The organism is Pseudomonas sp. BN415 (genome assembly GCF_029871195.1).
GTDB lineage: Bacteria > Pseudomonadota > Gammaproteobacteria > Pseudomonadales > Pseudomonadaceae > Metapseudomonas > Metapseudomonas resinovorans.
Map to the genome: position 1 here is coordinate 1 of NZ_SSOK01000005.1, position 23,323 is coordinate 23,323.

The following is a 23,323-nucleotide window of genomic DNA, read 5'->3' on the forward strand; positions in this document are numbered from 1 at the left end:
TTTTTCGAAAATCTCTTTTCTACTCAACCGCTTGCGCCTTCGATCCGATCTCTCTTCTCGTCAGCGGGAGGCGCATTCTACAGCGCTCAATCACGCTGTCAACACCTCCTTTCCAACTTCATTCGCCACCGGCGAACCTTGCGAAGCGGAACCTCCCGACACCTTCGCCAACCGCTTAACTCATTGATCTACAAGGAGTTTTGCTTGGCGACTGCGCCGGAAGAGGTGCGCATTATAGGGATGCAGATTTTGCCGTCAACACTTATTTGAAAGGTTTTTTTCATGCCGTCTGAACATCTCGAAAACCTTGGGCAAAAACCGTTCCACCATCGGCAACCGCAGCAGCATCAGAACAGCGCCAGCCGTCGCGTATCCGGCCCACTCGGCCATGTCCGCCCGCACGACCCAGAGCATATGCAGCAACGCAATCGCCAGGATGGCGTAGACCAGACGGTGCAACTGCCTCCAGCGCTTACCCAGCCGGCGGATGCTGAAGCGGTTGGAGGTGACCGCCAACGCCAGTAATCCAGTGAAACCCAAGGCACCCACGAATATGTAAGGCCGTTTGCCGAGGTCGATTATCAGTTGCTGCATATCGAGACCGAGAAGGAACACGGCATAGCCAGTGATATGCAGCACTACATAAGTGAAGCACCAGAGCCCGAGTTGCCGGCGAACAGCAATCCACCCTCCCCAGCCAGTCAGCTTCTGTAACGGCGTCATGGACAGGGTAATGAGCAGCAACCAGAGAGCCCCCAGCCCCAGACGATCGACCAGTACTTTGCCCGGGTCCGGCCCCAACGCGAAAATCCAGGCCTCATAAAGCCACAGGCCAACAGCAATCGGCGCCACCAGAAATACGAACAGCCTCCAGAGATTGAACCGCATTAGTAGTACTTCCTTAAATCCAGCCCGTCATAAAGGCTGGCCACTTCGTCATAGCCGTTGAACATACGAGTCGGCACGATGTTCGGGCTGAACAGCCCACTGGGAAGGCGTCGTTCGTGGGCCTGGCTCCAACGAGGATGATCCACTTCAGGATTGACGTTCGAATAGAAGCCATATTCCTCCGGGGCGATGGATTGCCAAGTAGTAGGAGGCTGCTCGCCGACCAGACTTATCCTCACGATGGACTTGATGCTCTTGAATCCGTACTTCCATGGCACTACAAGACGGAGCGGCGCGCCATTCTGGTTCGGCAGCACGCGACCATACATCCCCACAGTAAGTAGGGTCAGCGGATGCATCGCCTCATCCAGGCGCAAACCTTCTACATAGGGCCAATCGATCAGGGAGAAACCGGATCGCACTCCCGCCATCTCCTCTGGCGCGAGACGGGTCTCAAAGCTGACAAACTTGGCCTTGCTGGTTGGCTCCACACGCTTGAGCAAATCCGCCAAGGGGAAACCCAGCCAAGGAATGACCATGGACCAGGCCTCGACACAACGAAGCCGATAGATGCGCTCTTCCAGACCTCGGGGTTTGACCAGGTCCTCCACCGAGTAGGTGCCAGGCTTACCCACTTCACCATCGATACGCACCGTCCAGGGTTCGACCTGCATCTTCTCCGCGTAACGCGCTGGGTCGCCCTTGTTGGTTCCGAACTCGTAGAAGTTGTTGTAGTGGGTTGCATCCTGAAACGGAGTTATCGCTTCATCCGCCGGAGTAACGGCCTGCCAATGGGTAGTCGCGAGCTTCTCGCTGAACCAGACCGGCGCCTGGGCAGCCTCAACGTCGGGATAGGCCGATGCTTCCCGGGCATGGAGCGGCAACGAAGCCATGGCCAACAGGCCACCCGTTGCGGAAAGCAGTTGGCGTCGGGAGAGATAGACGGATTCGGGCGTAACTTCGTGCTCGCGGCACACGGACGATGGGGGGATCTGGATCAGCATGGCGGCTCCGCAACTCGGGCAAGGATGCCCAGTAGACTGCGGAGCCGCGAGGAAATTACATCACTCGACCTGCTTGCGACGACGCAGTTGGAGCAAGTATTGCACCGGGCCGGATGCGGCGTAAGCCAGGAAGATCAGCAGGAGGATACGCGGCGGATCGCTGAACACCACCGCGAAGGCCAGCACGACGATCAGGATGGCCACGAAAGGTACGCGCCCCTTCAAGTCCAGATCCTTGAAGCTATAGAACCTGATGTTGCTCACCATCAACATGCCAGCCAGGGCGACCAGCAGGGCAACGATGAACGACATGTTTGAGCCCTTGATACCGAAATCGCTGAAGGCCCAGACAGTGCCAGCCACGACGCCAGCAGCCGCGGGGCTGGCCAGACCAATGAAGTAGCGCTTATCCACCTTGCCGATCTGGGTGTTGAAACGCGCCAGACGCAGCGCAGCACCTGCCACGTAGATGAACGCAACAGTCAGGCCGACACTGCCCAGGCCGCTCAGCGCCCATTCGAAGGCCAACAGCGCCGGGGCAACGCCGAAGGCGACCATGTCCGACAGGGAGTCGTACTCGGCACCGAAGGCACTCTGCGTATTGGTAAGGCGGGCCACTCGACCGTCGAGACTATCCAGCACCATGGCAACGAACACGGTAGCGGCCGCCACCGAAAAATTACCGTTCATGGCGTTGACGATGGCGTAGAAGCCGGCGAACAGATTGGCGGTGGTGAACAGGTTGGGCAGCAGGTAGATACCACGATGCCGGACCTTGCGCCCTTCCGAATCCTGGCCTTCCTCGACGTGCTCGTCGATCGGCAGCAGGCTGTCGTTATCGGTGGACTGGTTCGGCTCTTCGGGACGTTCACTCATGAACAACATCCTTGCAACGAGTACGGAATGTGGTGGACGGGCTCAGGAATGCGCCGCCCGGCAAACAGGCTTTATACCAGAACCCCGGCGCCATAATGAAAGAACGCGGCCAAGGCCGCGTTCTTTCTGATCGGGATAAGACCTTAGTTCTTGGTCTTGTCGACGATCTTGTTGGCAGAGATCCACGGCATCATCGCACGCAGACGCTCACCGACCTGCTCGATCGGGTGAGCGGCGTTGTTGCGACGGTAGGCAGTCATCGAAGCGTAGTTCGAGGCACCTTCCTGGATGAACATCTTCGCGTACTCACCATCCTGGATGCGCTTCAGAGCGTTGCGCATGGCCTGACGGGATTCAGCGTTGATGACCTCCGGACCGGTTACGTACTCACCGTACTCGGCGTTGTTAGAGATCGAGTAGTTCATGTTGGCGATGCCGCCTTCGTACATCAGGTCGACGATCAGCTTCAGTTCGTGCAGGCACTCGAAGTAGGCCATTTCCGGCGCGTAACCGGCTTCTACCAGGGTTTCGAAACCGGCTTTCACCAGCTCTACGCAGCCGCCACACAGAACAGCCTGCTCACCGAACAGGTCGGTTTCGGTCTCGTCCTTGAAGGTGGTTTCGATGATGCCGGTACGGCCGCCGCCTACGCCGCAAGCGTAGGACAGAGCGACGTTCTTGGCGTTGCCGGAAGCGTCCTGGTAAATGGCTACCAGGTCAGGGATGCCGCCACCTTTGACGAACTCGGAGCGAACGGTGTGGCCCGGTGCTTTCGGCGCGATCATGATCACGTCGAGGTCCGCACGCGGTACGACCTGGTTGTAGTGAATGGCGAAGCCGTGGGCGAAGGCCAGGGTGGCACCCTTCTTCAGGTTCGGCTCGACTTCTTCCTTGTACAGCTTGGACTGGAACTCGTCCGGGGTCAGGATCATCACCAGGTCGGCGGCGGCAACGGCTTCAGGCACGCTCTTGACGGTCAGACCATGGGCTTGAGCCTTGGCAACGGTGGCAGAGCCAGCGCGCAGGCCGACGGTTACGTCGACACCGGAATCTTTCAGGTTGCAGGCATGAGCATGGCCCTGGGAACCGTAACCGATGATGGCAACTTTCTTGCCCTGGATGATCGAGAGGTCACAGTCTTTGTCGTAATAAACTTTCATGTTCCGGACTCTTTTATAACGAAAGGGATGGGGTGCGTGCACCGCGACAAGGACACATTAAGCGATCTATTCCATTGCGTAAAATGATATATTCGCAACGCAATGTGCCAATATTCGAAACGCTCATGGACAACCATTCCCTCAAGCTCTTTCTTTCCCTGGCAGACAACCTGCACTTCGGCAAAACCAGCCGCGAGCAGCATGTCAGCCCCTCCGCGCTCAGTCGCAGCATCAAGCAACTCGAGGATGAACTCGGCGCACCGCTGTTCGTGCGCGACAGTCGCTCGGTCCAACTGACCCGCGAAGGGCATCAGTTCCGCGAATACGCGAGCGAGGCCATGAGCGGTTGGCACGCCATCCGCCAACAACTCATGCAGGACCAATTAGACCTGCACGGCGAACTTTCCCTGTATTGCTCGGTGACGGCGAGCTACAGCTTCCTGTACGACATCCTGAGCAGCTTCCGCCTGGACTACCCCCGCATCGAAATGAAGCTGCACACCGGCGATCCCGCAAAGGCTGTCGAGCGGGTGCAACAAGGGCTGGAGGATCTTGCCATCGGTGCCCGACCCGACAACCTGCCTGTCGGCGTCGACTTCCAGTCGATTACTCGCTCGGAGCTGTGTTTCATCGGTCCACAGTCACCGCAACTTCTGACAGAAGAACAATTGAGGCAGCCCTCGGCGCAGAGCTGGAAGGACGTGCCGATGATTCTCTCGGAAGAAGGCCTGGCCCGGACCCGGACCGACCGCTGGCTGAAAAGCCACGGCATCAAGCCGCGCATCTATGCCCAGGTAAGCGGCAACGAGGCCATCGTCAGCATGGTGAGCCTGGGGTTCGGTATCGGCGTGGTTCCGCAAATCGTACTCGACAACAGCCCACTGACCGAACGCATCCGCATCTACGATATCCAGCCGCCATTGGCCGCCTACGACATCGGCCTGTTCGCCCTGGAAAAACGCCTCAAAGCCCCGCTGATCGCAGCCTTCTGGAATCGCCGCCAGTAAAATCCAGGCCATAAAAAACCCCGCACCAGGCGGGGTTTTTTCATGACCGAGATCAGATGGTCAGCACTTTGTCGCCACGGGAAATCCCGGTGACGCCACTGCGTACAGTTTCCAGGATCGAACTGGTGCCGATGGCCTGGATGAAGCTGTCCAGCTTGTCGCTAGTGCCCGCAAGCTGGATCGTGTAGACGCTGGAAGTCACGTCGACGATCTGGCCACGGAAGATATCGGTGGTGCGCTTGACCTCGGCGCGCTGGGCGCCGGTAGCCTTGACTTTGACCAACATCAGTTCGCGCTCGATGTGGGCGCTCTCCGACAGGTTCACCAGTTTGACCACTTCGATCAGCTTGTTGAGGTTCTTGGTGATCTGCTCGATCACCTCATCGTGCCCAATGGTGGTCAGGGTCAGACGCGACAGGGTCGGGTCTTCGGTCGGAGCCACGGTCAGGCTTTCGATGTTGTAGTTGCGCTGAGAGAAGAGACCAACCACGCGGGACAGCGCGCCCGGCTCGTTCTCCAGCAGCAGGGAAATGATGTGTCGCATGTTCAGGTCCGCTCCGTCTTGCTCAGCCACATGTCACGCATGGCGCCATCCCGAATCTGCATCGGGTAGACGTGTTCACTGGAGTCGACCTGGATGTCGAGGAACACCAGACGGTTCTTCAGCGAGAACGCCTCTTCCATCTTCGCCTTCAGATCCTTCGGATCGGTCACGCGAATGCCGACGTGGCCATAGGCTTCGGCCAGCTTGACGAAGTCAGGCAGCGATTCCATGTAGGAGTGCGAGTAACGGCTGTTGTACTGCATGTCCTGCCACTGGCGGACCATGCCCAGCGTACCGTTGTTCAGGTTGACGATTTTCACCGGCAGGTCGTATTGCAGGCAGGTGGACAGCTCCTGGATGTTCATCTGGATACTGCCTTCGCCAGTAACACAGGCCACATCGGTTTCCGGGAAGTTCAGCTTGATGCCCATGGCCGCCGGGAAGCCGAAGCCCATCGTGCCCAGACCACCGGAGTTGATCCAGCGATTGGGCTTGTTGAAGCGGTAGTACTGGGCCGCGAACATCTGGTGCTGACCTACGTCGGAGGTGATGTAGGCATCGCCCTTGGTCACTTCCCAGAGTGTCTCGATCACGCTCTGCGGCTTGATGATGCTGCCGTCGCCCTTGTCATAGGGGAACAGGTCGCCACCAGCGCGCCACTCATCGATCTGCTTCCACCAGGCCGCGACGGTATCCTTGTTCGGGGTCTCGCCGATTTCCTTGAGGATGGCGACCATTTCGGACAGCACGCTGTCCACCGGTCCCACGATCGGGATATCGGCCTTGATGGTCTTGGATATCGAAGCCGGGTCGATGTCGATATGGATGATCTTGGCGTTCGGGCAGAACTTGGCGGCGCCGTTGATGACGCGGTCATCGAAACGCGCGCCAACGGCCAGGATCACGTCGGCGTGGTGCATCGCCAGGTTGGCGGTGTAGCTACCGTGCATGCCGAGCATGCCAACGAACTGGTGATCGGAACCCGGGAAAGCGCCCAGCCCCATCAGGGTGTTGGTGACCGGCAGGTTGAGCATCTTGGCCAGCTCGGTGAGCTGCTCGGATGCGTTACCCATGATAACGCCGCCGCCGGCGTACAGGATCGGGCGCTTGGCGGCCAGCAGCATCTCGGCAGCCTTACGGATCTGACCGGAGTGTCCACGAACTGCGGGGCTATAGGAACGCAGCTTGACCTTCTTCGGATAGCTGTACTCGAACTTCTGGGTCGGATCGCCCATGTCCTTCGGAATATCGACCACGACCGGGCCAGGACGGCCGGACTGGGCGATGTAGAAGGCCTTCTTGATCACCTCGGGAATTTCCGAGGGATGCTTGATGATGAAGCTGTGCTTCACGATCGGGCGGGAAATACCGACCATGTCGGTTTCCTGGAAGGCATCGGTTCCGACCATGTTGCTGGGCACCTGACCGGACAGGATCACCATCGGGATGGAGTCCATGTAGGCAGTGGCGATACCGGTGATGGCGTTGGTTGCGCCAGGGCCGGAGGTCACCAGCACGACACCGGGTTTGCCGGTGGCGCGGGCGTAACCGTCAGCCATATGGGTAGCAGCCTGCTCATGACGGACCAGGATGTGGGTCACATCGTTTTCTTTGAACAGGGCATCGTAGATATGCAGGAGGGCACCACCCGGGTACCCATAGATGTACTTAACGCCTTCGTCACGCAGCGAGCGGACGACCATTTCAGCGCCAGATAAAAGCTCCACGTTTTTCACCTCTAGAACGCCAGATAACCGCCCGCGACCGGACGGCCTGAATAGGTTTGCTTGCAGGCAGCGCGTGAGCGACTGGTGGTCGCCGACTACGTCAGCTGCTGACTGAACAAGCATCGGGTCGGCCCCTGAGAGTTGTTGCGGGGCTTTCCCACCCAGCGCGAGGTAACGCGTTGCGGGTGTTACAGGTCGGCGCGGGTGTGCACCTCATCGACTGCTACAGCTTCCGACTTGCGGCCGGCCCACTGGAACAGCGAACCCTGGATTCTTCGGATTAGCGCGGGACAAGTCAAGTAATCCGTTGCGGAATCTTGCATGGATTGCTGTGACGCGACGCAGGATCAAGGCTGGCGGCTTTTGGTTATAGTTAGCGCAGGATTCTCCGCCATCAGAAGGAAACCGCATGCCCCGCATGATTCTTGCCGCCAGCCTGCTGCTAGCATTGAGCTCGTCCGCCATGGCTGGCCAGGTCTACAAATGGGTGGACGCCCAGGGTGTCACCCACTTTGGCGCCCAGCCGCCTGAAGGCCAGGAAGCCACCAGCGTGAATACCTCAGTGCCAAAGCCGCGCCCTGCCCTGCCGCGTCTGGACAGAGAAATCGCTCAGCCAGCGACGCCGCTGCCCGAGAGCAAGCCAGTGGGCGACCAGAAGGCCATCGACGAAAAAGTGAAGGCGGAAGTCGCGACTCAGGAAGCGGAGCGTCGTAAGTACTGCGAAAACATACGCACCAATCTGGCGCAACTACAGAACAATCCGCGACTACGCGCCGAAGTGAATGGGGAAGTGCGCCGCCTGAGCGAGGAAGAGCGACAGTCCCGGATGAAAGAGGCCGAAAAAGCCATCAGCGAGAACTGCAACTGAGGCAGTGCCTCAGTTCGTTCCACCTATCAGCCGGTCGAAAGCGCCCAAAGCGTCGAGCAACGCACTCACCTCCGTGAGCCGCTCCCGGTAAGCCTCTTCCGCCATGGTGCGGATGCCAGATGCATGAGGCAGCTCCAGGTCATTCTCCAGAATGACCTTCATACGGGGCAGGAAAATCCACTGCAGCCACTCTTCGAAGGCCAGCGTGTCCACGCAGAACGGCGCCTGACTGGCCAAGGCATCCGCACTGGGCGAAACCTCTGCCCACCAGCCAAGACCGCGTAACTCCCGCTCGATGAGCAGGAGCTGGTCAGCCACTTCGACGCAACGCGGGTCCATTAGAGATTGACCTTGGCCTTTTCACGCGCAAGCGCCGCGCCGGACGGATCGCCCAGGCGGTCGCGGGAACGTGCGATCAGGTCCCACAGACTGGCTTGCAGAGCCGGCCGACCATTGGCATAGGTCATGGCGCGACGTGCGAACTGTTCAGCCTGTGCCGCATCCCCCTGGGCCAGGCGCACTTCAGCCAGGCGATAGAGCACCTGGGGCTCACGCGGCGCAATGCGCTGGGCACGCTCCAGGCTGGCGGCGGCGCCATTCAAGTCACCACCGCCCTGTTGCTGCTGGGCAGTGGTCAGCAGCGCCAGCACCGGGCCATCGAGCTGCTCGTCGGCGGCCAATCCACCGCCATTGCTGGGAATACCGCTTGGAGCGATGGGCGCTGGCGCGCTATAGCTCGAAGAGCCATAGCTGGGCGAGCCATAGGCTGGTGCGCTAGGTGCCGTCGCTGCCGGGCCAGTGGTGATTGGACCGGGGGTAATTCCGCCGCTGGTAATACTGCCGCTGATGGGCGCGCTGGACGCCGGCGCCGCAATGGGTGCGCCGGAGGCGGCACCGGGCACCATCACCACCACGCCGGAATCTTCGGGCACGCTGCGCGGGGCGGCGGGCGCCTGATTGTAGCCACCACGGTTGGAGGTTCCCTGCTCTAATTCGGACAAGGGCGCACCGGAGTCAACCACGGGAATGGCGCCTCGCTGCGGGGTGGCACAACCTGCCAGCAGGGCAGCTGCCGCAAGGGCGGGAATCCAGGCTTTACTCACTTTTCATCCTCTCGGTTCATTGCATCCAACCACGAACCCAGTCCATGACCGAGTCCACGGGTGCGCCCATGCCGCAAGCTGCGCCAGGGGCAGGTTCACTGCCACGAATGTAGGGTATCTGGACTGCGCCCGGGCAACTCGGGTCCGACCCCTGACCACTGTGCGGGTCAATCCACGCTTGCACCACGTTGTCCGGCATCGGCATATCCAGTGGCAGCGGATCGGCCTTGCGCATGAAGCTGGTCCAGACCTGCAGCGCACCGGTGGCGCCGGTCAGCGGCGTCTTGCCGTTATCATCGCGCCCCAGCCAGACCACTGCCAGCAGATCCTGACTGAAGCCGGCGAACCAGCTGTCCCGCGAGTCGTTGGTGGTGCCGGTCTTGCCCGCCAGTGTCAGGGACGATGGCAGCTGGCTGTACACCGACCGCGCAGTACCTTCGCGCATGACTCGCTGCATGGCGTTCTGCACCAGATAGATGGCACCCGGATCGAAGCGTTGCTGGATCTGGAAGGGATAGCGCTTGAGCGGCTCACCCTCGGCAGTCAGCACACTACGAATCCCCCGCAACGGCGTATTGAAACCACCGTTGGCCAGGGTCTGGTACATGGTCGCCACTTCCATCGGGCTCAGCGCGCCAGCGCCGAGGAGCATCGAGGGATAAGCCGGCCACTCGCGGGAAACACCCAGCCTCTCTAGGGTTTTGAGCACATTAGGCACGCCCAGTTCCAGGCCGAGCTTGGCGGTCGACAAGTTGTAGGAATTGGCCAGCCCCTGATACAGGTAAATGGTGCCGTGGGCGCGGCGATCGTAGTTCTGCGGACGCCACACCTGGCCATCCTGCCCCTTCACAGAAAAGGGTTCGTCGGCAACCCAACTGGTCAGGGTGTACTGACTCGGGCGCTCCAGAGCAGTGAGGTACACGGCCGGCTTGATCAGCGAACCGATGGGCCGGACCGCATCCACCGCGCGGTTGAAGCCAGCGAAGCGTGGCTGTCGGCTGCCGATCAGCGCCTGGATCTCACCGGTTTCCGGATTGCTCACGACCATGGCCGATTCCACCTGATCCACGCCCTTGCGCCCGGAAAGGCGCTTCAGGGTTTCGCTCAGTGCGGTTTCCGCCTTGGACTGCAGAATGGGGTCGAAGCTGGTGAAAATGCGCAGCCCCTCTTCGGTGAGGTCTTCCTCGCGATAGTCCTCACGCAACTGGCGCTTCACCAGGTCGAGGAAGGCTGGGTAGGAGCTGTCAGCCAGACTGCCGCGCTGTGTCACGCCAAGCGGCTTCTGCTTGGCGGCAGCCGCCTCCTCTGGGGTGACCACACCCTGCTCGGCCAGCAGATCGATCACCAGATTGCGGCGCTCCAGCGCGCGTTCTGGGAATCGACGCGGGTTGTAGTGGGACGGTCCCTTGACCATACCCACCAGCAAAGCGATCTGGTGCAGTTTGAGCTCCGCCAGCGGCTGGCTGAAGAAGTACTGGCTGGCAAGGCCGAAGCCATGGATGGCGCGCTGGCCATCCTGACCAAGGAACACCTCGTTGAGGTAGGCTTCGAGGATTTCACGCTTGTCGTAATGCAGTTCCAGCAGCACGGCCATCATGGCTTCGGTGGCCTTGCGGGAGATGCTGCGCTCGCTGGTCAGGTAGAAGTTCTTGACCAACTGCTGGGTCAGGGTACTCCCGCCCTGTCGAAGCTCGCCGGCGGTTGCGTTGATCCAGAAGGCACGGGCGATGGACTTGAGCGACACGCCGTGGTGGTTGAAGAACTCGCGATCTTCGGTCGCTACCAGGGTTTCCACCATGTACGCCGGCACCTGGTCCAGTTTGATCAGCACGCGATCTTCATGGTGGGCGGGATAGAGACCTCCGATCAGCAGGGGTTCCAGGCGGGCCACTGCCAGATCGGCGCCGCTGGCCTGGGTCAGGCCTGCCACGTAGTCGCCGGAGAAACGCACGCGCACACGCTGGGCCGGCTCGGCGCCTTCATAGAACTGGAAGCCGCGGGTGTTCAGCTCGACGTTGTTACCCGACACCGAAGCGGCACCCGGGCCATTGGACAGGCTCTCGCGGCGATAGCCCAGGGCGTCCAGTTCCTTCAGGAAGTCGTCCTTGGACAGCTTCAGCCCGACGAACAGCTCCAGTGGACGGGCATAGACTTTGGCCGGCACCGTCCAGCGCTTGCCGGAGAATTTCTCCTGCACCACGGCATCGAGGTAGATAGCGAAACCGGCCAGCACCACCAGGCCTACGAGACCCAGTTTGAAGGCCCAGCCCAGCCATGGGCGAAGGCCGCTAGAACGGCGTTTTGAGCGGGATTTGGGGGATCGTGGACGTGTCATGGCGGCGCATTATACGCACTTTATCCACAGCCAACAGGCACGCCCTGACGGTTTGCAGGCCGGCGCACAGAGGCGATAATGCCGGCCTTCCACAGAGACAGAACAAGGAATGCCCGTGAGCCAGTCCCTGCTAGCCGCCCTGCAGAATCCCGCCCTATACCCCCACGCGGTGGACGGGTTCCAGGTGATCGAGACGCATATATCCTGGGTACTGCTGACCGGCAGCTACGTGTACAAGGTGAAGAAGCCGGTGAACTTCGGTTTCCTCGACTTCACCAACCTCGAAGACCGTCGGCATTTCTGCGAAGAAGAGCTGCGCCTCAATCAGCGCCTGACCCACGACCTCTACCTGGAAGTACTGCCAATCACCGGCAGCGTCGAATCCCCGCAGATCGGAGGAGAGGGCCCGGCCATCGAGTATGTGCTCAAGATGCGCCAGTTCCCGCAGGAAAACCTGCTCAGCGCGCTGCAGGCCCGTGGCGAGCTGAGCCCAGCCCACATCGATGCGTTGGCCGAGCGGATCGCCAGCTTCCACCTGGCCGCTCCGAAAGTGACCATCGACCACCCGCTGGGCACTCCTGATGCTGTCATGATGCCGGTTCGCCAGAACTTCGAGCAGATCCGTCCGCTGCTGAGCGAAAAGGCCGACCTGCAACAGCTGGACGCGCTGGCGGCCTGGGCTGAAAGCAGCCACGAGCGGCTCAAGCCACTGCTGGCGCGACGCAAGCAGGAAGGCTTCATTCGTGAGTGTCACGGAGACATCCACCTGGGCAATGCCACTTTGATCAACGATGAAGTCGTGGTGTTCGACTGCATCGAATTCAACGAGCCCTTCCGCTTCACTGACGTCTACGCCGATATCGCTTTCATCGCCATGGACTTGGAGGATCGAGGGCTCAAGTCCCTTTCCCGTCGCCTGGTCAGCCACTACCTGGAGCTCACCGGCGATTACCAAGGCCTGGAACTGCTCAACTTCTACAAGGCCTATCGTGCCCTTGTGCGTGCCAAGATCGCCCTGTTCAGCCTGGCCCACCAGGCCGACGCAGTGCAGAAGGCCGCCACCGTCCGCCAATACCGTAACTATGCCGGTCTGGCTGAAAGTTACAGCGCCATCCCTTCGCCCTTCCTGGTCATCACCTGTGGTGTATCCGCCTCGGGCAAGAGCCATGTAGCGCTGCGTCTGGTGGAAGCCCTGGGCGCCATACGCCTGCGCTCGGACGTCGAACGCAAGCGCCTGTTCGGCGAACAGCTGCAAGGCATCGAAGGCCTGCAGAGCGGCATCTATGACGCGAACGCCAGCATCGCCACGTACGAGCGCCTGAACCAGTTGGCGGAGGTCGCGCTACATGCCGGATTCCCCGTGGTCCTCGACGCCACCTTCCTCAAACAGGAACAACGCCAGGCCGCGCGCAAGGTCGCCGAAGAAACCGGTACACCCTTCCTGATCCTCGACTGCCACGCACCAGAAGCGGTGATCGAAGTCTGGCTGGCGCAACGCCAAGCCCAGGGCGCCGACCCGTCCGATGCCACCATGGACGTGGTACGCGCACAACTGGCCAGCCGCGAGCCCCTGGATGCAAGCGAACTGCTCCAGAGCAAGCGCATCGACACCAACCAGGCGGCCAGTCTGGACGGCCTGGTGGAGCTCATCCGCCAGCACCTGCCAGGTATCTGACCCCGCCTCCATCGCGCCGGGCAACATCCGTCGCGGCTTCTATACTGCCGGCTGAGTCACTCTCAGCCGAGCAGCCGGAGTCCATCTCCCATTCGCCGACACTTTCTCACTGGCCAGGTAATGCTCGTGCCCGGTAGGCGCGAACAGGAATGCCCCCTATCGCATCAGCAGTGATCGTTTTCCGTGCAGGGAGCGCGCGAGGATGCAGCGATAGCACAAGGCCACGCACTGCGAATGGCCGCTACACTTATCCACAGCACTGTCCCTCTCGTGCCCATTCCATCGCAAGGAGGCTCGATGAACGACGAACTGCAACACATGAAAAACCTGGGCAAGACTTCAGCACAATGGCTGCATGCCGTCGGCATACACAGCGCTTCGGACCTGCGCCGGCTCGGTGCCGTCAGTGCCTACAAGGCCGTTCGGGCACGCGGTTTCAGAGCCTCCAAAGTGCTGCTCTATGCCATCGAGGGCGCCCTGTTGGACGTCCACTGGAACGACCTGACACCCGGCCACAAGGCAGAATTGAACCACCAACTGGACACTCCGGGCGTCCACAACAAGAGCTAGCTCACAACCTCCGCCAAGAGAGATTTACGAGCAAGGCCTAGGTCCCTATTGTTTCAGGGACCTTCGTGTGCGACGCCATTCCAGTCAGTTCAAGGAATTACTGCCATGTACCTACTCGGGGAGCAACCGGCCTACGCCGACCAGCTGATCAACAGACTGCAGAGCATCCCCGGGCAGCTGCTCGATGGTCTGGAACCAAGCGGCCCCGCGGTACGCCTGGAACAAGTCGAAGACCTCTCACCATTGCTGCCTGCCAACCAGTTGTTCCTGATCGAAAACGGCCTGATCCACGCCATCGTCGATGAACGTCCCCTTTTCTACCTGCAGGAGGGCGACCTGGTCGGCCTGCGTCAGGGCATCGACCTGCCTTCCTGCCGCTACAGCAGTGACGAACCCATCAGCCTGATGCCGTTCAGCCGTAACGAGGTGTTCAAACACATCTATGGCAACGAAAAGCGCCAGGAACTGTTCATCCAGTACCTGGTAGGCCATACCGCCCTACTCTCGGATGCCGTCGCTCGCTTAAAGCAACCGGACGTACGCCCCTCCACCGGTTTCCAGCACTTTCCCGCGGGAGAGGAGCTTATCCACCAGGGAGACGAGGCTGACCATGTCTTCATCATCATCGAGGGCCATGCGGAGGCCTTCGTCGATGGACAGAAGGTGGGCGATGTCCAGAAGGATGAGATCTTCGGAGCCATGGCGGTATTCACCCGGGAACGGCGTAGCGCCACGGTAGTGGCCAGTGAGCCCTGCACCGTGATGGTGATTCCCAAGGAGCAGTTCCTCAGCCTGATGCAAAGCAATCCGCGCATTGCTCACAGCCTGATCGAGAGCATGGCGCGGCGCATTGACCTGCTGAATAAAGAGGTCACCCAGCTGCGGTTGTCCCCCGAAAGGGTTTGACCTCCGCATGAACCCGGCGCAAAGCCGGGTTTTTTGCTTTACAGGGGCCGACAAACGAGACGAAAAGGAAAAGGCGAACCGACGCTTGACTTGTAAATACGAATGCTTATTATTAGCGCAACTGATCGCGAGATCAGCCGGTAAGCTGGGAGACCAAGCAGTCGGACTCTTCAGGTTATCTCCTCATCAGGCTAATCACGGTTTTAGACCCGGCAAATTGCCGGGTCTTTTTTTACCTGTGATTCAGCAAATCCGAATGCAACCTGCTTGTCGGCGCCAAGCGCGCGGCCGGAAGTTTCTGGCGCATACCCGCGCAGTGATCGATGGGCGGCAAAGCGGCGGTGTACCAGACGTAGTCGGCCGCACCCTGCTCCACCGGTTTACCCACCTCCGAGAAGATCAACACCGCATTCCCCTCGGCCTTGCCCAGGTCGGCCAAGTGCAAAGGCACTCCCAGATCACGACGCACATGGAAAGCCCCAGCGAACAGCACTGCCGGGGTGGGCGCCGCCAACAACCGTTCCGCCATGCGCCGGTCGCGTTGCTGCTGCACCGCAAGCATTGCCGGCATCTGGGATTCCGGCAGCAGTCCGCAGTGGGACTCCCGGATTTGCTCCAGCAGCGGCCCGCGCACCGTCTCCGCGGTGGACTGCTCACCCTGCAGGACTGGACGCTCCTTGTAGATGCGCTTGATTTCGCTGCGGTCGAGATTGGCCGCGAGCAGCGGATAGGGTTGAGCCAGGGCATGACGGACGATCGGGCCATAAAGCTCCCAGTTCCAGTTTTTCTGCCAGGCCAGGGCCTGGGACAGATCGGCCGGCAGTGAGCTCTTGCGCACAGCATCCACCTTGGCCTGCTGTTCGGGCTCGAGCATTTCCAACAACAGACTGCCCTGGGGCCGGCGAGCTTCCAGCCCCTGCAGCAGCCAGAGCTGCAGGGCATGATGGTCCGGGTTGTCGTGCTGCTCGCCGACCAGCACTCGGGACTGGGTGGCAAGCCGTTCCAGTAGTTGCTCCGGGGTCAATTGTTCGCCGCTGCGCATGTCTCGGATCACGCCCAGTTCAGGGTTATCCCGGCCCTCGGGACTCTGCCACTCGGGCAGTGGCGGCAGGCTCTGGCAGGCGGCCAGCAAGCCGAAGAGGGGAAGCAGGAGAAGACGCATGGAAAATCCTTGTTCGATCAACGTGCAACGATCAGGGGATGGCCGCGTTCCGGATGGCACTGCACCAGCACCTCCAGGCCGAACACGGCCTTGAGCGGCTCGGCTTGGAGTACCTGGTCCGGCGTACCCATCACATAGGGGCGACCATCGGCGAGCAACAGCAGCCGATCGCAGTAGCGCGCGGCCAGGTTCAGGTCATGAAGAATCACCAGCACTGCCACGCCACGCTCGGCAAACGCCCGCACGGCCTGCAAGGTGGTGTGCTGGTGCAGCGGGTCAAGCATCGAGGTGGGTTCGTCCAGCAGCAGTATTTGCCCGCTGCCCCCGGGCCAGAGCTGCGCCAGCACCCGTGCGAGGTGCACGCGCTGACGCTCACCACCGGAGAGCGCCAGATAGCTGCGACCGGCCAAGTGGCTGGCATCCGCCGCGTGCAACGCCTGCGCGACGACTTCGGCATCCTGTTCTCGTCCGGTGTCGTGAGGCATGCGCCCCATGGCCACGACCTCCTCGACGCGGAACGCAAAGTTCAGGGTCGAGCTTTGTGGCAGCACGGCCAGGCGTCGCGCACGCTGCGGCCCGTTCCAGTCGCCCAGGGCACGGCCATCCAGGCTGACCGCTCCCGAGGCAGCCGGTACCTCACCACACAAGGCACCTAGTAAGGTGCTCTTGCCGGCGCCATTGGGGCCGAGTACCCCAAGCACCTCGCCAGGCTGCAGCGCCAGATCGACGCCTGCGAGTACGTGTTTGCTGCCTCGCAACACGTCCAGTTGTTCCGCGCACAGCATCAGGGGCGACCTCGCACCAGCAGATAGAGGAAGAACGGCGCACCTATCATTGCCGTGACGATGCCGATGGGCAGTTCGGCCGGCGCCAGTACCAGGCGTGCCGCCAGGTCGGCCAGCAGCAGCAGGCTAGCCCCGGCCAGAGCCGAAGCCGGCAGCAGGACCCGGTGATCCGGCCCGGCAACCAGGCGTACCAGGTGCGGCACAACCAGGCCGATGAAACCGATCAACCCCGCCGCCGCCACCGCAGCCCCCACACCCAGGGCAGTGCAGAACACCAGCTCGCGCTTCAGTCGCTCCACATCGAAGCCCAGGTGACGGGCCTCGGACTCCCCCAGCAGCAAGGCATTCAGTGCCTTGGCCCGACGTGGCAGCCAGAACACCACGAACAGGGTCACGATCAGCAGCGGCCAGAGCCGCGAATAACTGGCACCGTTGAGGCTGCCCATGTTCCAGAAGGTCAGGCTGCGCAGAGTGGCGTCATCGGCCAGGTAGGTGAACAGGCCGATCACCGCCCCGGCTAGTGCGGTCAGGGCAATCCCGGCGAGCAGCATGGTCGCCACACTGGTCTGCCCGTCGTGACGCCCCAGGCGATAGACCAGCAACGTCACGGCCAGCCCGCCGGCAAAGGCGAAAATGGACAGCAGGTAGGGGGCAAAAGCCTCTGGCAATCCACCCAACGCGGTGCCACCGACAATGGCCACAGCCCCTCCCAATGCTGCGCCGCTGGATACCCCAACCAGCCCTGGGTCAGCCAGCGGGTTGCGAAACAAGCCCTGCATGGCAACGCCGGACAACGCCAGCACGGCGCCCACCGCAAGCCCGAGCAGGGTGCGTGGGAGGCGTATCTGCCCAAGGATCAACTCGGCCTGCTCCAGCCCTTCACCGGATAACGGCAGGCCAGCCAGGCGCATTGCCGCGCGTACGGTCTCGCCCAGTGGCAGGCTGACCGGCCCCAGCGCCAGCGACAGCCAAAGCGCTAACAGCAGCACGACGACCAGGGCGATGAACAGTGGGCGGGAGTGAAGAGATGCAGTCATGGCTGGCTCAGGCTTTTCTCGGTCAGGGCCGGAGCCGAAGGATAGAAGCCTGCAGACAGCGCGGCTATGCCATCAGGCGATCGCGGTCCCAGTCCACCTACCAGCAGAGTCGGGTCCAGGCTGAGCAGACGACCGTCGCGCGCCGCACGGGTGGCGGCCAGAGCCGGGTTCTGCTGGAGCAAGGCGTCACGAGCGGCATCACCGTCCAGACGGCGATCGGCGATCACCACCACATCAGGATCAAGTGCGGCCAGCGCTTCGCTGGAAATCGCCTTGTAGCCATGGTGGTGCGTCAGGTTCAGCCCTCCGGCCCGCTCGATCAACCAGGCCGCAGCGGTGTCTCTCCCCGCGGCCATCGGGCTGCTGCCCGCGTGGCCCAGCAAGAAGAGCACCCGCGGCGCCTTCTGGGCCTGCAGGACTTTGGCGACCCATTCCGCCTGACGCTGCAGGCGCTGGCTATAGGCGGCGAAGGCCTGGCCGGCGCGCGCCTCGTCGCCCAACAGGCTCCCGATCAGCTTGAGATTCTGTTCCAAGGTAGCGAGGTCGGCGGTCGAGGACAGGCGCTCGATACGCACACCCGCCGCGCCGACCTGCGCCAGCACCGGTGGCGGACCCATTTCCTCGCTCCCGATCAGGATGTCGGGACGTAGCGAGAGAATGCCTTCTGCCGCCAGTTGCCGCTGGTAGCCGATACTGGGCAGCGCCTTCAATGAATCGGGATGCTGACTGGTCGTATCCACGCCCACCAACTTCTCCTGCCCGCCCAGGGCCACCACCCACTCGCTGACCGACCCGCCGGCGCTGACCCAGCGCTGGGGAAGGGGCTCGGCCGCAGCGGCCTGTTGGGAGAACAAAAGGCCCGCACAGAGGCTGGCCAGACCGACAACTAGACGCATCGAAAACAACTCCATCGCTGAATGCGGGAAATGCCAACGCCCTGTTTTCACCGAGTGTTAGCCTGGACCGGGGCACGACAAGCCCCCTGCTGGCTCGGAATCAGAGAGCCGGCGCGCTTTCCGCCAGTGCTCGCCAGTCTTCCAGCTCAGGAATACCGGGTTTGCGGACGCCGAACAATTGCACGACCAACTGCCCTTGCGCGTCGAAGGCTTCCCAACTGGTGATCACGCCATCTGTGCTGGGCTTGCGCACCCGCCACAGCTCAGTAACCCCGGCAGTCTGCAGGTGCAGGTTGAACTCCGGGTCGAGCACATTGAACCAGGTATCCACCCACTTCAGATTGCTGACCCTGCCGCTGTGGATCTGAATGCAATGACGGTTGCCGACAAACACCATGATCGGAACTTCGCGCGCACCCGCCTCCTCCATCAGGCGCGGCAGCTCGGCGGTATCGAGTTGCTCCGCCCATTGGTTGCCCGCCAGACGCAGGGCTTGGGTGCGTTCAGCACCGTACTTCTTCAGCAGGGCGAAAAAGTGATGGGTGTCCTTCAGCGTCGCCCAGCCTTCGCGAAGGGACACGACGTCGATCTCGGCATCAGGTTTGGCCTGCACCGCCTCGGGTTGCGGCAAGAAATCCAGTTCGGCGCTCTGTTCCTCGGCACGGAAGCGCTCTACCAGCGGTTCCCAGGCGGCCAGGTCGCTGTCGTCAGTGAGGTATACCTTATGCACCGCCGTGCCCTGCTGGTCGAAGACCTGGATGCTGCGCTGGGTGCCGCGAGGGGTTTCTTCGGCCACTGCAAAGGCGCTGGCCCAGCCCCCCATGAACAGGCGCAGATCAATGTCGGCTGACACCACCAGGCCCATTTGCCCGTTGGCGGCTACCAAAACCTCGCGGTAGTAGCCCTTGCGCTCATGCACGCAATGCTCATTGCGGGTCAGCGCCATGATGTAGCCCAGCTCACCCAGGGCAGGCAACAAGTTGACCCAGTCCGTGCGCAGACGCACCGTGTCGACGCCGAGGCGGCTGGTGGTCAGTTCGGCCTCGCTGACAGACAGTCGCAGGGCCGCATCCCGGGCACGCAGGCGTGGCTGTTCGGCGCGCAGTGCCTGCCATTCGAGGTAGAGGGGGGAACCCGCACTAGCGGGCAGATTTTGTAGGCTCATCTGAGGCTCCTTTGTAGTTCAGCGACTCGCCGACAGGGCGAATTCAATTGGAATGTGTACGCGGCTGGGCACCGGCTGGCCGTTCAGAGTCTCTGGAATGAAGCGCCAGGCGGCGACAGCATCGAGGGCCGAACGGTCCAGGCTTTCGACGCCGGACGAACGCAGCAGCTTGATTTCCCGCAGCAGGCCGTGGGCATCCAACCGCACCTCAACCAGGACCAGGCCCTGCTGATTGCGGCGCCGCGCTTGGGCCGGATAAATCGGCGGCTTGGGCGGGGTGAGAAACGCCGGCTCGTGGCTGAACACCTCGGTAACCGCTGGCTTCACAACCGGGACGCTGGTGGCCGACGGCCTTTCGACAGAGCGGGACGCAGCAGTTGCCGCAATCAGCCTGGGTTTGGCAGGCGGGCTGGGCCGTGGTGTGGCTGATTCTGCCCGCGCAACCGCACGGGCTGCCTCCGACCTCGGCTTGCTCTCCACCACCGGCCTGGGCACTACCTGCTGCGACCTGGCCGGTTGAGCGGGCTTGGCAGGCGCCGCTGCTGGCTTAACCGGCAGCGGGGCCGGCAGTGGCGGCGGATCAGGGCTTACTAGCTGGATCATGATCGGAACTGGCGTATTCGGAACACCACTCGCCGCTTCCCGCATGTCATGCAGGAGCCAGCCCACGCTGACGTGCATGGCCATAGACAGGCTGAAATAGCAGGGGAAGCGCGGCATTTGTTTGTCCAGCATTTTTTCTTAAATGCATTTAATTGTTATTTGCATTTGCAAGTCAATGACATTAACGTGCCGTTCCGATATCAACCTGCGATCATCAGTAGGACCTGACCAACAAGCCCACAAGAAAGCGAAAATCGCTGAAAGGGCGCAAAAGTCGGCTGCTGGTGCGCCTCTGAAATCGGGAGTGCCCATGGCGCTGCGTCCACCCATTGCCCGTCGATCCGGGCTCGCTCTGCTGTTGCTTTGCCCGTCCCTGGCCCTGGCAGCTGAAAAGGCCGCCACGCAGTTCGACACCATGACCGTCACCGCCACGCGCAGCGAGCAGCGTCTCGACCAGGTGCCAAGCACGGTCTCGGTGCAGACCGAACGCGACATCGACCAGAAGAACGTGAACAACATCCGCGACCTGGTGCGCTACGAACCAGGGGTATCGGTGAGTGGCACCGGCAGCCGCTTCGGTCTCTCCGGCTTCACCATCCGAGGCATCGGTGGCAACCGCGTGCTGACCCAGGTGGACGGAGTCTCGGTGCCGGATGCCTTCAACTTCGGCCCCTTCCTCAACGCCCAGCGCAACTACATCGACCCGGACATCGTCAGGCAGCTGGAGATCATCCGCGGCCCGGCATCTTCGCTATACGGCAGCGATGCCATCGGCGGCGCGGTGAGTTTCCTGACCAAGGATGCTGCGGACTACCTGGACGAAGGTGATGACGCTTATGCCCGACTGAAGACGGGTTACAGCAGCGCCGACAACAGCTGGCTGCGCAGCGCCACCTTCGCTGCCCGCCAGGGCTCGCTTGACGGCGTACTCCATATGGGTCGTCGCAGTGGCGACGAAACCGAGACCTTCGGCGGCCGCGGCGGCCTCGGTGCCGGACGTGAGGAAGCCAACCCGCAGGACTTCACCACCGACAACCTGTTGGCCAAGATCGGCTGGAACTACGCCGGTAATGATCGCCTGCAGCTGAGCTACGAGCGCTTTCAGGACGACGTTGACACCCGCGTGCTCAGCGAGGCTTCGACCCTCACCTCCACATCCCTGGGCGGCGGCATGTTCAGCAATGCCCTGATCGCGGCCAGCAATGCCACCGACAGCACCGACCGCGAGCGCATCAGCCTGGAGCACCGGTTGGAACTCGATAACGCCTTCGCCGATCAGCTGAAATGGCAGCTCAACCACCAGGACAGCAAGATCCGCCAACAGACCGAGCAGAGCCGCTACAGCTGGGTCGCCTTCAACCGCAACCCGGTACCGCCCACCTCGGCCTTCGAGCGCCTGCGCACCCGCGATTCGGTATACGAAGAGAAGCTCTGGTCCTTCAATGGCCAGTTGGACAAACACTTCGAGCTCGGTAACACCCAGCACCATCTGATCTACGGCGTCGACCTGAAGCGCCTCGAAAGCAACGACCTGCGCAAGGGCAACGAGACCCGCGTCAGCACTGGGCAACCGCTTCCGCCGGCCTTCGGTGCGGAGACTTTCCCGCTGAGCGACTTCCCCGATCCGGTCACCCACGAGTACGCCCTGTTCGCACAGGACAGCATCGAGATCGGCCGCTGGACCCTGTTACCGGGCCTGCGCTACGACTACTACGAACTCAAGCCGGATGTGACGCCGGAGTACCTGAATAGCAACCCGGTTGATCGAAACCCGTCGGACTTCAACGACCACGCGCTTTCGCCCAAGCTCGGTGTCACCTACCGCCTGGACGACGCCCACAGCCTCTATGGCCAGTACGCCGCGGGCTTCAAGGCACCGGAGCCTGTGGACATCTTCGGTGAATTCGTCAACGCCGGGATGGGTTACCAGACCGTCGCCAATACTCGCCTGAAACCAGAAACCAGCGACAGCTACGAAATCGGCCTGCGCGGCAAGTACAACAGCGGCAGCTTCGGGGTGGCGCTGTTCTACAACCGCTACGAAGACTTCATCGAACAGGTGACCATCCCGGACCCGACTGGCGACAATCTGCTTACGTTCCAGTCGCAAAACCTGAACAAGGTGACCATTCGCGGCGCCGAGGCCAAGGGCGAACTCTTCCTCGGCAGCTTTGGCCTGCCCGCTGGCACCCGCCTGCTCGGCACCATCGCCTATGCCCGCGGCAAGAATGAGGAGACGGGTGCGCCAATCAACAGCATTGATCCGCTCAAGGCAGTCATTGGTCTGGGCTACGCCGAACCGACCGGCAAGTTCGGTGGCGACTTGTCCTGGACCCTGGTCACGGCCAAGGACCGCATCGATCAGTCGAACAATGCCAGCGTGCGCATCAATGAGCAGTTCGCCACGCCGGGCTACGGCACCCTCGACCTGAACACCTGGTGGCAGGTCACCGATGCCCTCTCGGTGAACGCCGGCCTGTTCAACCTGACCGACAAGGAGTACTGGCAGTGGGGCGACGTCCAGGGTCTGGACGCCAACAGCCGCAGCTTGGGCCGCTACACCCAGCCAGGCCGCAACGCCTCGGTCAACCTGGTCTGGGAGATCTGATTCCTTTCAGCACACGGATGTGCCCCTCTTGGCAAGCCACGGTGGCGCGCGATAATGCACGCCTGCCGTGGAGATGCCGATGATCCTGCTTTGCCGCCCCTCTGAACTGGCCGAAGGCCAGAGTCGGGGCTTTGTCGTTGATGGTCTGAAACTCTTGCTGGTGCGCCGGCATGGGCAGATTCACGCCTATGAGAATCGTTGCCCGCACCGGGGAATTCCGCTCGACTGGGTGCCAGGTCAGTTCCTCGATCACAGCGGCAGCCTGATCCAGTGCGCCACCCACGGCGCGCTGTTCCTGATCGAGTCGGGCGAATGCGTGACCGGCCCCTGCGCCGGCGACATGCTGCAACCTCTGGACTGCCGCGAAGACGCCGACGGCATCTGGTTGCTCATCGACGCCTGAG

At 61.8% G+C, this 23,323-nt stretch carries 22 protein-coding genes and 1 pseudogene; 8 read left to right on the forward strand and 15 right to left on the reverse strand.

Annotation, left to right across the window (positions count from 1 at the left end):
- Positions 1-187 (forward strand): annotated as a pseudogene (locus E8F20_RS00920) (hypothetical protein); the annotation flags it as partial.
- Between the two features lie 68 nt (positions 188-255).
- On the opposite strand, the gene msrQ reads toward E8F20_RS00920, so the two are convergent.
- The 4 genes from msrQ to ilvC form a co-directional block, all read right to left on the reverse strand.
- Positions 256-888 carry a protein-methionine-sulfoxide reductase heme-binding subunit MsrQ gene (gene msrQ / locus E8F20_RS00925; protein WP_280282028.1) on the reverse strand — a complete coding sequence of 211 codons (633 nt, stop codon included), beginning with the start codon at positions 886-888 and terminating at the stop codon, positions 256-258.
- Positions 888-1,892: a protein-methionine-sulfoxide reductase catalytic subunit MsrP gene (gene msrP / locus E8F20_RS00930; RefSeq protein WP_280282029.1), complete on the reverse strand. Its 1,005-nt coding sequence runs from the start codon at positions 1,890-1,892 to the stop codon at positions 888-890. The genes msrQ and msrP overlap by 1 nt, the downstream gene beginning before the upstream one ends.
- A 60-nt stretch (positions 1,893-1,952) precedes the next feature.
- Complete coding sequence (gene pssA, locus E8F20_RS00935) at positions 1,953-2,768, reverse strand: CDP-diacylglycerol--serine O-phosphatidyltransferase (protein ID WP_028630053.1); 816 nt, start codon at positions 2,766-2,768, stop codon at positions 1,953-1,955.
- Positions 2,769-2,911: 143 nt separating this feature from the next.
- Complete coding sequence (ilvC, locus tag E8F20_RS00940; RefSeq protein ID WP_280282030.1) at positions 2,912-3,970, reverse strand: ketol-acid reductoisomerase; 1,059 nt, start codon at positions 3,968-3,970, stop codon at positions 2,912-2,914.
- Positions 3,971-4,053: 83 nt separating this feature from the next.
- On the opposite strand from ilvC, the gene ilvY reads away from it, so the two are divergent.
- Positions 4,054-4,935, forward strand: coding sequence for an HTH-type transcriptional activator IlvY (ilvY, locus tag E8F20_RS00945; protein ID WP_280282031.1), 882 nt, complete (start codon positions 4,054-4,056; stop codon positions 4,933-4,935).
- A 52-nt stretch (positions 4,936-4,987) separates the two neighbouring features.
- On the opposite strand, the gene ilvN is transcribed toward ilvY, so the two are convergent.
- Complete coding sequence (ilvN, locus tag E8F20_RS00950) at positions 4,988-5,479, reverse strand: acetolactate synthase small subunit (RefSeq protein ID WP_028630051.1); 492 nt, start codon at positions 5,477-5,479, stop codon at positions 4,988-4,990.
- A gap of 2 nt (positions 5,480-5,481) precedes the next feature.
- Entirely contained in the window at positions 5,482-7,206 is a 1,725-nt protein-coding gene (locus E8F20_RS00955) for an acetolactate synthase 3 large subunit (protein WP_280282032.1), read from the reverse strand.
- Positions 7,207-7,615: 409 nt separating this feature from the next.
- On the opposite strand from E8F20_RS00955, the gene E8F20_RS00960 reads away from it, so the two are divergent.
- Positions 7,616-8,074, forward strand: a complete 459-nt coding sequence (locus E8F20_RS00960; RefSeq protein ID WP_280282033.1) for a DUF4124 domain-containing protein — start codon at positions 7,616-7,618, stop codon at positions 8,072-8,074.
- Between the two features lie 9 nt (positions 8,075-8,083).
- Here the strand turns inward: E8F20_RS00960 and E8F20_RS00965 are convergent, their stop codons facing one another.
- Genes E8F20_RS00965 through mrcB form a run of 3 tightly spaced genes read right to left on the reverse strand, consistent with a single transcriptional unit; the run spans position 8,084 to position 11,512 of the window.
- Positions 8,084-8,413, reverse strand: coding sequence for a YqcC family protein (locus E8F20_RS00965; RefSeq protein ID WP_280282034.1), 330 nt, complete (start codon positions 8,411-8,413; stop codon positions 8,084-8,086).
- Entirely contained in the window at positions 8,413-9,177 is a 765-nt protein-coding gene (locus E8F20_RS00970; RefSeq protein WP_280282035.1) for a tetratricopeptide repeat protein, read from the reverse strand. Before E8F20_RS00970 ends, E8F20_RS00965 begins: the two co-directional genes overlap by 1 nt.
- Positions 9,178-9,193: 16 nt before the next feature.
- Entirely contained in the window at positions 9,194-11,512 is a 2,319-nt protein-coding gene (mrcB, locus tag E8F20_RS00975; protein WP_280282036.1) for a penicillin-binding protein 1B, read from the reverse strand.
- A 115-nt stretch (positions 11,513-11,627) separates the two neighbouring features.
- Here mrcB and E8F20_RS00980 point away from each other — a divergent pair, with 115 nt between their 5' ends.
- From E8F20_RS00980 to E8F20_RS00990, 3 genes are all read left to right on the forward strand, one after another.
- Positions 11,628-13,187 carry a bifunctional aminoglycoside phosphotransferase/ATP-binding protein gene (locus E8F20_RS00980; protein ID WP_280282037.1) on the forward strand — a complete coding sequence of 520 codons (1,560 nt, stop codon included), beginning with the start codon at positions 11,628-11,630 and terminating at the stop codon, positions 13,185-13,187.
- 297 nt (positions 13,188-13,484) lie between these two features.
- Positions 13,485-13,757 (forward strand): TfoX/Sxy family protein, encoded by a 273-nt coding sequence (locus E8F20_RS00985; RefSeq protein WP_280282038.1) that lies wholly within the window; start codon positions 13,485-13,487, stop codon positions 13,755-13,757.
- A gap of 105 nt (positions 13,758-13,862) precedes the next feature.
- Positions 13,863-14,663, forward strand: a complete 801-nt coding sequence (locus E8F20_RS00990; RefSeq protein WP_280282039.1) for a cyclic nucleotide-binding domain-containing protein — start codon at positions 13,863-13,865, stop codon at positions 14,661-14,663.
- A gap of 232 nt (positions 14,664-14,895) precedes the next feature.
- On the opposite strand, the gene E8F20_RS00995 is transcribed toward E8F20_RS00990, so the two are convergent.
- The 6 genes from E8F20_RS00995 to E8F20_RS01020 form a co-directional block, all read right to left on the reverse strand.
- Complete coding sequence (locus E8F20_RS00995) at positions 14,896-15,825, reverse strand: ChaN family lipoprotein (protein WP_280282040.1); 930 nt, start codon at positions 15,823-15,825, stop codon at positions 14,896-14,898.
- A gap of 17 nt (positions 15,826-15,842) precedes the next feature.
- Positions 15,843-16,610: a heme ABC transporter ATP-binding protein gene (locus tag E8F20_RS01000; RefSeq protein ID WP_280282041.1), complete on the reverse strand. Its 768-nt coding sequence runs from the start codon at positions 16,608-16,610 to the stop codon at positions 15,843-15,845.
- Positions 16,610-17,593 carry an iron ABC transporter permease gene (locus E8F20_RS01005; RefSeq protein ID WP_280282092.1) on the reverse strand — a complete coding sequence of 328 codons (984 nt, stop codon included), beginning with the start codon at positions 17,591-17,593 and terminating at the stop codon, positions 16,610-16,612. Before E8F20_RS01005 ends, E8F20_RS01000 begins: the two co-directional genes overlap by 1 nt.
- 50 nt (positions 17,594-17,643) lie before the next feature.
- Complete coding sequence (locus tag E8F20_RS01010) at positions 17,644-18,543, reverse strand: ABC transporter substrate-binding protein (protein ID WP_280282042.1); 900 nt, start codon at positions 18,541-18,543, stop codon at positions 17,644-17,646.
- A 100-nt stretch (positions 18,544-18,643) separates the two neighbouring features.
- Entirely contained in the window at positions 18,644-19,708 is a 1,065-nt protein-coding gene (locus E8F20_RS01015) for a ChuX/HutX family heme-like substrate-binding protein (protein WP_280282043.1), read from the reverse strand.
- A gap of 18 nt (positions 19,709-19,726) precedes the next feature.
- Positions 19,727-20,014, reverse strand: a complete 288-nt coding sequence (locus E8F20_RS01020) for an energy transducer TonB (protein WP_280282044.1) — start codon at positions 20,012-20,014, stop codon at positions 19,727-19,729.
- Positions 20,015-20,621: 607 nt separating this feature from the next.
- Here E8F20_RS01020 and E8F20_RS01025 point away from each other — a divergent pair.
- Positions 20,622-22,919: a TonB-dependent hemoglobin/transferrin/lactoferrin family receptor gene (locus tag E8F20_RS01025; protein WP_280282045.1), complete on the forward strand. Its 2,298-nt coding sequence runs from the start codon at positions 20,622-20,624 to the stop codon at positions 22,917-22,919.
- A 79-nt stretch (positions 22,920-22,998) separates the two neighbouring features.
- Positions 22,999-23,322: a Rieske (2Fe-2S) protein gene (locus E8F20_RS01030; RefSeq protein ID WP_280282046.1), complete on the forward strand. Its 324-nt coding sequence runs from the start codon at positions 22,999-23,001 to the stop codon at positions 23,320-23,322.
- The last annotated feature ends 1 nt before the right edge of the window (position 23,323 follow it).

What these genes read in the sequence shown, in the direction of transcription:
- msrQ (WP_280282028.1), bottom strand. Translation starts at nt 888, where the DNA reads ATGCGGTTCAATCTCTGGAGGCTGTTCGTATTTCTGGTGGCGCCGATT.
- msrP (WP_280282029.1), bottom strand. Translation starts at nt 1,892, where the DNA reads ATGCTGATCCAGATCCCCCCATCGTCCGTGTGCCGCGAGCACGAAGTT.
- pssA (WP_028630053.1), bottom strand. Translation starts at nt 2,768, where the DNA reads ATGAGTGAACGTCCCGAAGAGCCGAACCAGTCCACCGATAACGACAGC.
- ilvY (WP_280282031.1), top strand. Translation starts at nt 4,054, where the DNA reads ATGGACAACCATTCCCTCAAGCTCTTTCTTTCCCTGGCAGACAACCTG.
- ilvN (WP_028630051.1), bottom strand. Translation starts at nt 5,479, where the DNA reads ATGCGACACATCATTTCCCTGCTGCTGGAGAACGAGCCGGGCGCGCTG.
- E8F20_RS00960 (WP_280282033.1), top strand. Translation starts at nt 7,616, where the DNA reads ATGCCCCGCATGATTCTTGCCGCCAGCCTGCTGCTAGCATTGAGCTCG.
- E8F20_RS00965 (WP_280282034.1), bottom strand. Translation starts at nt 8,413, where the DNA reads ATGGACCCGCGTTGCGTCGAAGTGGCTGACCAGCTCCTGCTCATCGAG.
- mrcB (WP_280282036.1), bottom strand. Translation starts at nt 11,512, where the DNA reads ATGACACGTCCACGATCCCCCAAATCCCGCTCAAAACGCCGTTCTAGC.
- E8F20_RS00985 (WP_280282038.1), top strand. Translation starts at nt 13,485, where the DNA reads ATGAACGACGAACTGCAACACATGAAAAACCTGGGCAAGACTTCAGCA.
- E8F20_RS00990 (WP_280282039.1), top strand. Translation starts at nt 13,863, where the DNA reads ATGTACCTACTCGGGGAGCAACCGGCCTACGCCGACCAGCTGATCAAC.
- E8F20_RS00995 (WP_280282040.1), bottom strand. Translation starts at nt 15,825, where the DNA reads ATGCGTCTTCTCCTGCTTCCCCTCTTCGGCTTGCTGGCCGCCTGCCAG.
- E8F20_RS01000 (WP_280282041.1), bottom strand. Translation starts at nt 16,610, where the DNA reads ATGCTGTGCGCGGAACAACTGGACGTGTTGCGAGGCAGCAAACACGTA.
- E8F20_RS01010 (WP_280282042.1), bottom strand. Translation starts at nt 18,543, where the DNA reads ATGCGTCTAGTTGTCGGTCTGGCCAGCCTCTGTGCGGGCCTTTTGTTC.
- E8F20_RS01015 (WP_280282043.1), bottom strand. Translation starts at nt 19,708, where the DNA reads ATGAGCCTACAAAATCTGCCCGCTAGTGCGGGTTCCCCCCTCTACCTC.
- E8F20_RS01025 (WP_280282045.1), top strand. Translation starts at nt 20,622, where the DNA reads ATGGCGCTGCGTCCACCCATTGCCCGTCGATCCGGGCTCGCTCTGCTG.
- E8F20_RS01030 (WP_280282046.1), top strand. Translation starts at nt 22,999, where the DNA reads ATGATCCTGCTTTGCCGCCCCTCTGAACTGGCCGAAGGCCAGAGTCGG.